Source organism: Sphingomonas sp. GM_Shp_2 (genome assembly GCF_026540875.1).
In the GTDB taxonomy this organism is placed as follows: Bacteria; Pseudomonadota; Alphaproteobacteria; order Sphingomonadales; family Sphingomonadaceae; genus Sphingomonas; species Sphingomonas carotinifaciens.
In genome coordinates this window covers 47,968-58,964 of the sequence record NZ_JALNUQ010000017.1, presented here as the reverse complement: position 1 = coordinate 58,964, position 10,997 = coordinate 47,968, and the positions used below count along the sequence as shown (strand labels likewise).

Annotated in this window: 10 protein-coding genes; 3 read left to right on the top strand and 7 right to left on the bottom strand. The window is 65.5% G+C overall.

What is annotated here, in order from left to right:
• Positions 1–74: 74 nt before the first annotated feature.
• The 6 genes from OXR08_RS08420 to OXR08_RS08395 all read right to left on the bottom strand — a co-directional run bounded on the left by OXR08_RS08420 (position 75) and on the right by OXR08_RS08395 (position 5,550).
• Positions 75–596, bottom strand: coding sequence for a hypothetical protein (locus tag OXR08_RS08420; protein ID WP_267349289.1), 522 nt, complete (start codon positions 594–596; stop codon positions 75–77).
• 97 nt (positions 597–693) lie between these two features.
• The gene (locus OXR08_RS08415) at positions 694–2,139 is read right to left on the bottom strand and encodes an NAD-dependent succinate-semialdehyde dehydrogenase (RefSeq protein ID WP_276589400.1); all 1,446 of its coding nucleotides are present in this window, start codon (positions 2,137–2,139) and stop codon (positions 694–696) included.
• Positions 2,136–2,636: a flavin reductase family protein gene (locus tag OXR08_RS08410; protein WP_112383176.1), complete on the bottom strand. Its 501-nt coding sequence runs from the start codon at positions 2,634–2,636 to the stop codon at positions 2,136–2,138. The genes OXR08_RS08415 and OXR08_RS08410 overlap by 4 nt, the downstream gene beginning before the upstream one ends.
• Before the next feature lie 12 nt (positions 2,637–2,648).
• The gene (locus OXR08_RS08405) at positions 2,649–4,121 is read right to left on the bottom strand and encodes an aldehyde dehydrogenase (RefSeq protein WP_267349288.1); all 1,473 of its coding nucleotides are present in this window, start codon (positions 4,119–4,121) and stop codon (positions 2,649–2,651) included.
• Positions 4,121–4,954: an alpha/beta fold hydrolase gene (locus OXR08_RS08400; RefSeq protein ID WP_267349287.1), complete on the bottom strand. Its 834-nt coding sequence runs from the start codon at positions 4,952–4,954 to the stop codon at positions 4,121–4,123. Before OXR08_RS08400 ends, OXR08_RS08405 begins: the two co-directional genes overlap by 1 nt.
• On the bottom strand, positions 4,954–5,550 hold the full coding sequence (locus tag OXR08_RS08395) for an amino acid synthesis family protein (protein WP_112383102.1): 597 nt from the start codon (positions 5,548–5,550) through the stop codon (positions 4,954–4,956). Before OXR08_RS08395 ends, OXR08_RS08400 begins: the two co-directional genes overlap by 1 nt.
• A gap of 149 nt (positions 5,551–5,699) precedes the next feature.
• On the opposite strand from OXR08_RS08395, the gene OXR08_RS08390 reads away from it, so the two are divergent.
• The gene (locus tag OXR08_RS08390; protein WP_267349286.1) at positions 5,700–6,317 is read left to right on the top strand and encodes a GntR family transcriptional regulator; all 618 of its coding nucleotides are present in this window, start codon (positions 5,700–5,702) and stop codon (positions 6,315–6,317) included.
• 273 nt (positions 6,318–6,590) lie between these two features.
• Here the strand turns inward: OXR08_RS08390 and OXR08_RS08385 are convergent, their stop codons facing one another.
• A complete protein-coding gene (locus OXR08_RS08385; protein ID WP_267349285.1) occupies positions 6,591–8,939 on the bottom strand; it encodes a TonB-dependent receptor in 2,349 nt (782 codons plus the stop codon).
• Positions 8,940–9,171: 232 nt separating this feature from the next.
• Between OXR08_RS08385 and OXR08_RS08380 the strand changes: the two genes are divergently transcribed.
• Both OXR08_RS08380 and OXR08_RS08375 read left to right on the top strand, forming a co-directional pair.
• Positions 9,172–10,113, top strand: coding sequence for a pectinesterase family protein (locus tag OXR08_RS08380; RefSeq protein ID WP_112383177.1), 942 nt, complete (start codon positions 9,172–9,174; stop codon positions 10,111–10,113).
• A complete protein-coding gene (locus OXR08_RS08375; RefSeq protein WP_112383105.1) occupies positions 10,086–10,994 on the top strand; it encodes a rhamnogalacturonan acetylesterase in 909 nt (302 codons plus the stop codon). The genes OXR08_RS08380 and OXR08_RS08375 overlap by 28 nt, the downstream gene beginning before the upstream one ends.
• The last annotated feature ends 3 nt before the right edge of the window (positions 10,995–10,997 follow it).

Sequence of the window (10,997 nt, the reverse complement as noted above, 5' to 3'; positions counted from 1 at the left end):
TTCTCCTTTGGTACTGCCGCGCCCCAACGCGCGAACGGCCCCGAAAGTTTTCCAAGACGCAGATGCAGGTTACGCTATCGCAGGGCCAGCCACCCGATCACCGCGAACATCGCCAGCGCACACCAGCCGCCATCGGTACGCATGAGGTAGGCGATGCCTAGCACCCCCACGCCCACCAGCACGCCCATCATCATCTGCCGGTCGGCGATGCGGCTGAGGATCATCATCGCGCCGACCAGGTTGGCCGCGGCATTGGCGGCGATCCACACATAGGACAGCCCCGGCCCGATCGAGCCCCATAGCGGCAGCTTGATCGTGGCAAATCCGCGCATCTTGCTGGGAAACAAGTCGGCGGCCAGATGCAGTCCGATGCCGAAGCCCAACCCGGCCGCGACGGGCCAGGTTCGCCTGTCCTGGAATGCGACCAGCATCGGCAGGATGCTGTGCAGCATCGCGCTGCGATGCCGCAGCTTCAGCGGAGTATCCAGATCGGGCAGGCTGGTACCGGCGGCGGTGGCGACCACCACCGTGCCCATGATCACCCATGGCCCTACGCCGCCGGTAAACGCCAACACCACTGCAAGAAGAAGAAACAAGGACGCAGCCACGGCGTCGCCCTAGTCGGCATGTACCCCTTTTGTCCACATGGCCGGGGTGCGAAATTGCACCGCCGTTAACCAGCGAGTCCGGCCGCTACAGCCCGCCCATCATCACATATTTCAGTTCAAGATATTCGGCGATGCCGTGGCGCGATCCCTCGCGTCCCATGCCCGATGCCTTGATGCCGCCGAACGGCGCCACCTCGGTGGAGATCGCCGCCTCGTTCAGCCCGACCATGCCATATTCCAATGCCCCGGATACGCGCATCGCGCGGCCGATGTCGCGGGTATAGACATAAGCGGCGAGCCCGAATTCGGTGTAGTTGGCCAGCCGGATCGCCTCCTCCTCGGTGTGGAAGCGGATGATGCCGGCCAGCGGTCCAAAGGTTTCGTCGCGTGCGATCTGCGCATCGGCGGGGACATCGGCAATCAGCGTCGGCTGGTAGAACAGGCCATGGTCGCGCTTGCCGCCGGCCACCAGTCGACCGCCACGGCGCACCGCATCGGCGACATGATCGTCCACCTTCACCACCGCGCGCTCGTTGATCAGCGGGCCGATGGTGACGCCGGGGTCCGTGCCGGGGCCGACGACCAGTTTGGCGATGCGTTCGCGCAGGCGATCGACGAACTGGTCGTGCACCGCGTCCTGCACCAGGAAGCGATTGACGCAGACACAGGTCTGGCCCGCATTGCGGAACTTGCCCAGCATCGCGCCGTCCACCGCCGCATCCAGATCGGCATCGTCGAACACGACAAAGGGCGCGTTGCCGCCAAGTTCGAGCGACAGCCGCTTCAGCGTCGGGGCTGCCTGCGCGTAGAGCATGCGCCCGACCGGGGTCGACCCGGTAAAGGACAGCTTGCGGACCACCGGACTGTCCATCAGCGCGCCGCCGATCGCCGCGGCATCGCCGGGTACGATGTTGAACACGCCGGCGGGCACCCCTGCCTCCTCGGCCAGTGCGCCAAGGGCGAGCGCGGTCAGCGGCGTTTCCGGCGCGGGCTTCAGGATCATCGTGCAACCCGCCGCCAGCGCCGGCGCGACCTTGCGGGTCACCATCGCGGCGGGGAAGTTCCACGGCGTGATCGCGGCGGTGACGCCCACCGGCTCCTGCCACACCAGGATGCGCTGGGTGCTGCGCGGTGCCGGGATGATCTCGCCATCGATCCGCCGCGCCTCCTCGGCGAACCAGCGGAGGAACCCCGCCGCGTACAGTATCTCGCCCCTCGCCTCGGCCAGTGGCTTGCCCTGCTCCCCGGTCAATATCCGCGCCAGCCCCTCCTGATGCTCCAGCATCAGCGCATACCACCGCATCAGGATATCCGCGCGCTCACCCGCCGGACGCGCGCGCCAGCCGCCCAGCGCGGCCTGCGCCGCGGCGATCGCACGCCGGGTTTCCTCGGCGCCCAGCGACGGCACTTCGGCGATCTGCGCGCCATCGGCAGGATCATGGACGGGGGTGCCCTGACCGGGCAATGCCGCAATCCAAGTGCCGTCGATCAGCGCGCCCTCGCGCCAGGGATGCAAGTCTTTCAGCGTCATGCGGCCTCCGCGATCGGCGGATGATCCGCCATGGCACCTCGGTGATACAGCAGAACGGGTTGATCGGCGTGATCGATCCGTTGCACGGCGCCGACGACGATCGCGTGGTCGCCGCCCTCATAGTCCCGCCACAGCGTGCATTCGATCACGCAGGCCGCACCGGGCAGGATAGGATTGCCGAGTTCGCTTTCCCGCCAGTCCAGCGCCGCGACCTTGTCCGTGCCCTTCGACGCAAAGGCCATTGCTATCGCCTGCTGGCCGGCCGCCAGGATGTGGATCGCAAAGCGCTGGCGTCGCACCAGATGCGGATAGGTGGACGAGGTCAGCGCCGGGCACACCAGCACCAGAGGCGGATCGAGCGACAGCGAACTGAACGCACTGGCGGTGAAGCCGACCATGCGGCGATCGTCGCCCAGCGTGGTGACCACCGTCACCCCCGAGGGAAACCCCGCCAGCGCCTGCCGGAACAGGTCCGGATCGATGGAAGCGTCCGTCATCATTTTCTCTCCTCAGCGCATCACGAACGGGTCCCCCATCGGTTGCTCCGACAGGTTGACCCACACGGTTTTCGGTTCGGTATAATCCAGGACGGAATGGATCCCGCCCTCGCGGCCATAGCCGCTGGCGCCGTATCCGCCGATCGGGGCCATGGCGGATACCGCGCGGTAGGTGTTGACCCAGACGATGCCCGCATGGACGTCGCGCGCCATGCGATGCCCGCGTGCCAGGTCGCGCGTCCAGATGCCCGCCGCCAGCGCATATTCAGTGCCGTTCGCCAGTGCGACCGCCTCCGCCTCGTCGCGGAAGCGCAGCAGCGCGGCGACGGGGCCGAATACCTCGTTCTGCACGATGTCCAGCGTATCGCTGGCGCATTCCAGCAGCGTCGGCTCGTAGAACCAGCCCGCCCGGTCCGGCCGCTTGCCGCCGGCCAGCACCGTGACGCCCTGTTCGCGTGCGCGCGCCACCATCGTCTCGACCACGCCCAGCTGTTGCTCGGTCGCCATCGGTCCCATGTCGGACGCCGGGTCGATCGGATCGCCGATCGCAATCCGCTTCATACGCTCGGTCAGCGCAGCGACGAACCTGTCGTAGATCGCATCCTGCACCAGCAGGCGCGACCCCGCGACGCAACTCTGCCCCGACGCGGCATAGATCCCCGCGACCGCCCCGTTCACCGCCCCTTCCAGGTCCGCATCCCCGAACACGATGTTCGCCGATTTCCCACCCAGTTCCAGCGACAGCTTCGCGAAATTGTCCGCCGTCGCCCGCACCACGTGCCGCGCCGTCGCCGGCCCACCCGTAAACGCAACCCGCCGCACAAGCGGATGCCGCGTCAGTGCGGCACCCGCCCCGGCGCCATAGCCGGTGACGACGTTGACCACGCCTGCGGGAAAGCCCGCCTGCGCCACCAGCTCGGCCATGCGCAGGATGCTGGCGGAGGCATGTTCGGAGGGCTTGATGACCATTGTATTGCCCGCGGCGAGCGCTGGCGCCAGCTTGATCGCGGTCAGATAGAGCGGGCTGTTCCACGGCACGATCGCGGCGACCACGCCAAGTGGCTGCGGCACGGTAAAGGCGAACATGTCGGCCTTGTCGATCGGCAGCGTGCCGCCTTCCAGCTTGTCGGCCAGCCCGGCGGTATAATGGAAGAATTCAGGTAGGTAGGCGAGTTGCCCGCGGGTTTCGCGGATGAGCTTGCCATTATCGCGCGTTTCCAGCTCGGCGAGTTCGCCGGCATGCTCGGCGATCAGGTCGCCCAGTCGGCGCAGCAGCTTGCCCCGCGCAGTCGCGGTTAGCTTCGTCCAGGCGGCATCGCGAAACGCCGCATCGGCCGCCTGTACCGCGCGATCCACGTCCGCCTCATCGGCATCGGGCAGCACCGACCATGGCTCCCCGGTAGCGGGGTTCAGCGATTGATAGGTCCGGCCGGACCGGGCGCTCACCCGTTCGCCGTTCACCAGCATCAGGAATTCGGTCAACATCAGCGATCTCCGGGGACACGCCTTTGCGGCGCGACGGATTGGAGGAAGCCGCGCAGCAGCGCGTTGGTTTCGTCCGGCATCTCCACCGGCATCATGTGACGTGCGCCGGGTATGACGCGCACCGCCGCGCCCGTAATGTGCGAGGCCAGCGCCTGCGCCATCGCCGGCGTCGATCCCACGTCATGCTCGCCGGTGGCAACCAGCGTGGGGGCGGCGATTTCGCCCAGCCGGTCGAGCCCATAGGCATCCTCGGTGGCGAACAGGCGATAGCTGCGGGCATAGCCGACAGGATCGTTGGCCGCGAACCGGTCACGCAGCCGTGCGATATAGTCCGCATGGATGCGCCGGACGTCCGGGCTGAACCATCGTTCGAGCGCAGCATCGAGATTCGCCGCCGGCCCGTGCGCCTCCACCTCCGCGACGCGCGCCACGATCGCGGCACGCACCTCGGGCGAGCGGGCGAACACTCCGTTCAACAGCACCAATGCGGCCACCCGGTCGGGCCATGCCAGCGCGAAGGCTCTGGCCACCAGCGCACCCATGGAAAATCCGATGAGTACCGCGCTCGCCACGCCCAGCGCATCCAGCACCCCACGCAGATGCTCGGCATAATCTTCCAACGTCGCGCCGGCGGGAGGCTGTGGACTGTCACCATGGCCGAGCATGTCCACCGCGATAACGCGGCAATCGATGCGCAGCGCCTCCACCTGGGCGGCCCACATGTCCTTGTCCAGCCCGACGCCATGGATCAGCACGACCACGGGGCCTTCACCGCCGGTGTCGCGATATCCCGCCGGGGGCGGCACCGGCCGCAGCGCGTGCGCCGCCCTCATCAGGCCTGCGCCTGCTTCTCTGCCGCGATCGCCTCCAGATCCAGGTAGCGGTTGCCGATACGCGGATGCACGCGTCCGGCATCCGCCGCGCCCAGAACGACCACGATTTCATCGGCCAACGGCGCGTCGCTGATCGAGAATTCGGCAGTGATATAATGCGACCGCTGTCCTTCATCGTCCTTGTGCATCATCGGCACCTGGATCGACGTACCCAGTCCGCCACGCTTGTTGGTGAAGCTGAGATAGGATTTAGCGTTCACCGCCTCCCGATAATGATTGCCGAAGCGCAGCGTGTGGATCAGCGCAGAGGCATGTTCGATCTCGCCGTTCGCTCCCACCACCGCGGCCTTGCCGTACGCCTCGATCCGGTCGGCGCCTCCGATCGCGGCGACCAGCCGGGCAACGATCAGCGCGCCCAGATCGGACGCATTGGCCTGGATCTCCGGCTGAAGATCCTCGACGAAACCCCGTCCCGCCCATGGATTTGTAAGGACGGCTGCCACCATGACGGTGGTGACGGGGCGGTCTGCCGCGCGCTCGCCTTCGATCCGGACCTCTTCGTTATAGGTCACGATCTTACGGATGTTCAAAGCCATGCCTGCTCTCCCTCGTATTCTGTCTGTTGGTATACCATGAGATTGCACGTTGACAACAGGGATCATATGGATTGGATCGGCAAGATGGGGGACATGGACGGATGAACGCGTTGGACAGGATCGAGACCAGGCCGCAAACACTACGCCTCATGGCGCTGGACAGGATGCGCGACGCGATATTGGAAGGGCGGATCGCACCCGGCGAACGGCTGGTGGAGCGCACGCTCACCGAGCGTCTGGGGGTAAGCCGATCCGTCATTCGGGAGGTTATCCGCAACCTTGAGTCCGAAGGCTTGGTGGAAGGCACGCCCTCCGGCCCACGCCTTGCCAGCCTGAGCGTGGGGCAGGCCGAACAGATCTATGAAATCCGCGTCCAGCTCGAATCCTCCGCCGTCGCGGCTTGCGCGCGGGTGGCGACCGCCACGACGATCCAGGACCTGCACGCCGCACTTCAGGACATTGCGCAAGCACACAAGGACCGGAATCCCACGGGTGCGTTGCGGGCGACCACGCGGTTCTACGAGATCATCTTCACGACCGGCGGGCATGATATTGCGTGGGAAATCGTGCAAAGGCTGAACAGCCGGATAAGCCAGCTTCGCGCGATGACGCTATCGGTGGTCGGGCGGCAAGCCGCGGGCCTCAGCCGACTGACGCGCATCGTCTCCCTGATCGAGGCGCATGAACCGGACGCTGCAGCAGCGGCGTGTCGCGAGCATGTCCAGGAGGCGGCAACGATCGCCTGCGATCGGTTGCGGCAGGGTTGAGCCCGCTTCCGCATCCGCGGATGTCCGTCTTCACCCGCTCCTGTCGCGCTGGCTGATCCACGCGGACCGGGCTGCAATCAACGTCGGTCGTCATGCGATCCAGCGTCTGCTGCATCGTAGGACGTATGCTTTGGAAAATTTATCCTCGACGCTTTGAGCCATGAACCACGCCCCTTCGTGGAGCATGGCCCGGCGTTCCGGAAAAGCTAGGCTGCACGCGGCGGCAGCAAGCCTTCGCCGTCGGTGTAGCTGTAGCTTTGGGCACCGCTTCCCTCAAAACGCGTGGCGCATCCCGATCACGAAATTGCGCCCGCGCAGCGGTGACTGATCCTTGACGAACGACGTGTGCACGAACGCCAGATCGTTGAGCAGGTTCGTACCCCGGACATAGAGCTCGACCGCCTTGGCCTGACCCAGATCGAACCGGTAGCTGAGCGTCGCGTTCACCAGGTCATAGCCGGATGTGGGTGTCTCATAGGATGCGACACTGTCCTGCCCGAAGCTATGCGAATATTCCACGTCGCCCGACAGAGGCCCCACCCTGTGTTCGTAACGCGTACCCAGCCGCCCTGGCGGGATGCGGGGCAGATTGTCGTCGCTGTTCCTGACATTCGCACGGACATAGTCACCAAAGACGGTGACGCGTGAGGCTGACGTCGGCTGGTAGCTCACCTGGCCATCCACACCGTAGAACTCGGCATCGACGGCCGTGTAGAGCAGGAAGTTGTGCCGGGTTCCCGTTCCAACCTCCGTTTCCAGAAGATGCGCAAAGATATAGTTGTCGACCTTCTGATAGAATATGCCGACTTCGTAAGCGAGCGGCCCGCCCGCCTTGCGAAAAGTGACGTTGGCTGCCCTGGTCCGCTCCATGACGTCATCGTCGGCCAGCATCTCGTCCGGCAGATAGGTCTTGACGAAGTTCGGACTTGCCAACAGGCCAACCTCATAGCTGTTGGTCGCAAGGTTGCTGCCGTCAGCGAACAGTTCGCGCATGTTCGGCGCCCGCTCCGTATGCGCCAGCGACAATGCTATCGAATAGCCACCCCGGATGTTCCAGGTCGCCCCGACCGAGGCTGAAAAGGGGTTGTGCTTGCGGTCCGGATTGTCCTCGACCCACCATGCGCGATATTCCTGTTCGACGGCTTCCCGCCAGTTCGCGCCATAGGTGTCGATGTAATAGCCCTGATATTCCTCTTCGAGGTTGATGTAGAATGCGCCCGGAACCGGGACGCTTATCGTGCGCCAGTCCTGGCGTGCAGCCAGTTCGATATCGACCGCGCCGAAGCTGCGACGCTCGTTCAGGAAGATGCCGACGCTCCTTGTTCGATAATCGGGCGTGCCATGAAAGCCCAGGCCATCCGACGGCGGAACATGCAGGTTGATGAGGTTGAGGCCGTTGAACGTGCCGTCGGTATATTGGGCACCCAACGTGCCGGTGAAGCCGAACAGCGGTTTATGGGTAAGCTCCAGACGCCCATCCCAAACCTCGTTCGTGTAGCGGCTGTATAGGATCGGCCCGTCAATCTCGTCATGGCGGTAGTCCGTGTACGATCCCCTGACCCGGACATTCGCGATGCCCGGCAGCGGATCGACATAGTCTGCGCGCACGTCGACGCGTTCGCTGCGCAGATTGATCAGCGCGGTATCGCTATCGGGGTTCGTGAACGGGTTCTGATAACTGCCATGCCCCACGCAGTGCAGGTCGATCTGACCTGGCTCGGGAAAAGGGTAGCCATGCAGGTGGCAAACACCATTGGCATGGCTATGTCCGGGCAGGCCATACCGGTTCTCGACCCTTGTATAAGCGGCGCCAAGATATCCCTTGGCCGTGACCCAGGAAGTGCCAACGGCATAGCTGGTGCTCTGGGCGAAGGAATCACGCAGCGTGTCGGACCCGTAGCTGCCCGGCACGGCATAGTCTTCGGCCGCTCGACGTGCGCCCTCGGCATGGACGGCAAACTGGCCAAGGCTGCCGGTGACACGGCCAACGACGGTCTTTTCCTGATCACCGGTGCCGTAGCGTATCTCGGTCGCACCGGTCAGCCCGCCGACGGGCAAGGTCTTGGGAATCTTGCCGTCGATGAGATTGATTGCGCCGTTGCTCGCGTTACCGCCATAGCGGACAGCCGCGGGTCCGCGCTGGATTTCGATCGCATCGAGCAGTAGCGGATCGGTCGTGATGGCGTGATCCGGCGAAACCGATGAAGCATCGTACAGATTGGCACCATCGCTCAGGATCTCGATCCGCGGCAGCGTCTGTCCGCGGATGACCGGTCGCGACGCCCCGCCCCCGAAATTGTCGAGGTGAACACCCGGCAGGCCCGCCAGTGTTTCACCCAATCCGCCCTGGCGGCGATGCGCCAGATCCTCACCCGCCAGGACCTGGACCGGTAGTGGCGACTCCTCCACGCTCAACGACTGGCCAGTGACCACGATGTCGGTGTGACGCGGTCGACGTTCGTCGTCTCTCCCTTTCTCGCGTTCGACAGAAGCCTCCTGCCCCGAGACCGGCTCGGCGGCGCAGATCGCAAAGGCAGCCGCAGCGCAAGACACTGTGATGCCCAACCTAAGCTTTTCGAAACACACCGTCTTTACCCCACTCATCCTGAATGGGGCACCCATGTGTTATGGTATATCATTGAGTCAATGCGTTTGGTTTTTCAATGGTTTGCCGGCCCCGCCAAGCTGATCGGCGCGGTAAACATCGGCAACGGCACACCCTCTTGAAAGTGCACCGGAAGTCGTCCAGAGTTCGACAAGACACCGGTGTCATAAGGTGGGAGAGATGATGCCATACAGCCGGCAGCGCCATGCTGGATGCTCGCGACTGGTGCTTGCGTCACCGTTGTTCATCATGCTTCTGGGTGCAGCGCCCGGACCCGTCTCGCTAAGCGTCGGCCCCGGTGCGACCTATACGAGCGTGCAGGCGGCGATCGATGCACTGCCCGCGACCGGCGGAGAAGTCCGGATCGCGCCTGGCACCTATCGTGAAAAGCTGACGGTCGCCAAGCCGCGGGTAACGCTGCGTGGCACCGGGCGAAACGCCGCGGCGGTGGTACTGGTCTATGGCGACAGCGCGAAGAGCGCGGGCGGCACGGTCCGTTCGGCGACGCTTACGGCCACGGGGGACGATCTGCGGCTGCTGCGCCTTACCGTCGCGAATGATTGGCAGCGGGATCGGGCGCAGGCGCGTAGTCAGGCCGTGGCGCTGGCCGTGACGGGGGATCGGGTAGTGGGCGACGGCATACGGCTGCTCGGTGCGCAGGACACGTTGTTTGCGGGCAAAGGACCGAACAAGCGCATGGCGCGGCAGTATTTTTCGAACTGCTATATCGAGGGCGACGTGGATTTCATCTTTGGCGATGCCAAGGCCTATTTCCATCGCTGTCGCATTCACGCGCTGGCGCATGATAGCGTAATGTACACCGCGCAGAGCAAGCTGACGCGTGAGGAGGACAGCGGCTATGTCTTCGATCGGTGCCGGCTCACCGCCGATCCGGGCGCGCAGATGATCTCCCTGGGGCGCGCCTGGCGGCCCTATGCGACCGTCATCTACCTCAACACCCGCATGGACGCGCCCGTCCTGCCGGAAGGCTGGACCGAATGGTCGCCGGGCAAGACCGATACCCTGCGCACCGCAACCTATGCCGAATACCGCTCCACCGGGCGGGGCGCGAGCCCGGCTACGCGCACGCCCTTTTCACAGCAGCTGACCGCGGACCAGGCGGCGCGCTGGACCCTTTCCGCCTTTTTCAAGGGAGATACTGCATGGCTGCCTCGATCCGCCCGCTCCTGATCGCCGGAACCGCGCTGATCGGCGCGCTGCCCGCCACCGCGCAGCAGCGGCCGACGGTGATCCCGGCGCCCGTCACTTCGGGCCCTGCGGCGGTGACGGATGCGGCTGCACGTGCCGCGATCCGCCCGATTACGGTGCGCAAGGTGATCCTGGTGGGGGATTCGACCATACAGACGAACAGCGGCTGGGGCGGTGCATTCTGCGCGACGCGTCTCGTATCGTTCGTGTCGTGCGTCAATCTGGCGCGTGGTGGGCGCGGCACGTTCGACTACCGGGCGGAAGGGTCCTGGGCGATCGCCCGGGCGGAGATGGCGGTGCCGGGCTATGAACGCGTCTACGTCCTGATCCAGTTCGGTCATAACGACCAGCCGGGCAAGCCGGGGCGCAGCACCGATCTGGCGACCGAATACCCTGCGAACTTGCGTCGCTACGTCGCGGAAACGCGCGCGGCAGGCGCGGTACCGGTTCTGGTGACACCGCTGACCCGGCGCCAGTTCAAGGACGGGTCGCTGCAGGACGACCTGATGCCCTGGGCCGAGGCGGTGCGCCGCATCGCGCGCGAGACGAACACGCCGCTCGTCGACCTGCATGCCAGTTCGGTCGCGGCAGTGCAGGCGATGGGCGCCCGCGCCGCAGCCGATCTGGCGGAGCTGCCGCCCCCGCCCGACGTGGCAAAGGCGGCGTTGACCGGCACCACGATCGCCGCGGCCAAGGTTTCTGCCGCCCCCACCACCGAAGTCCGCGAAGGCCCGCAGGCGCGCCCCACGGTGGTCTTCGACTATACACATCTGGGGCCGGCGGGTGCGGCGCTGTTCGCGCGGCAGGTGGCGGAGGGGCTGTCCCGCGCCGTGCCGGAGCTGGCGCGCGACCTGATCCCCTGACGC

Coding starts and splice junctions, on each gene's coding strand:
- OXR08_RS08415 (WP_276589400.1), bottom strand. CDS start 2,139: ATGACGCTGAAAGACTTGCATCCCTGGCGCGAGGGCGCGCTGATCGAC.
- OXR08_RS08410 (WP_112383176.1), bottom strand. CDS start 2,636: ATGACGGACGCTTCCATCGATCCGGACCTGTTCCGGCAGGCGCTGGCG.
- OXR08_RS08405 (WP_267349288.1), bottom strand. CDS start 4,121: ATGTTGACCGAATTCCTGATGCTGGTGAACGGCGAACGGGTGAGCGCC.
- OXR08_RS08400 (WP_267349287.1), bottom strand. CDS start 4,954: ATGAGGGCGGCGCACGCGCTGCGGCCGGTGCCGCCCCCGGCGGGATAT.
- OXR08_RS08395 (WP_112383102.1), bottom strand. CDS start 5,550: ATGGCTTTGAACATCCGTAAGATCGTGACCTATAACGAAGAGGTCCGG.
- OXR08_RS08390 (WP_267349286.1), top strand. CDS start 5,700: ATGGCGCTGGACAGGATGCGCGACGCGATATTGGAAGGGCGGATCGCA.
- OXR08_RS08385 (WP_267349285.1), bottom strand. CDS start 8,939: ATGGGTGCCCCATTCAGGATGAGTGGGGTAAAGACGGTGTGTTTCGAA.
- OXR08_RS08380 (WP_112383177.1), top strand. CDS start 9,172: ATGCTTCTGGGTGCAGCGCCCGGACCCGTCTCGCTAAGCGTCGGCCCC.
- OXR08_RS08375 (WP_112383105.1), top strand. CDS start 10,086: ATGGCTGCCTCGATCCGCCCGCTCCTGATCGCCGGAACCGCGCTGATC.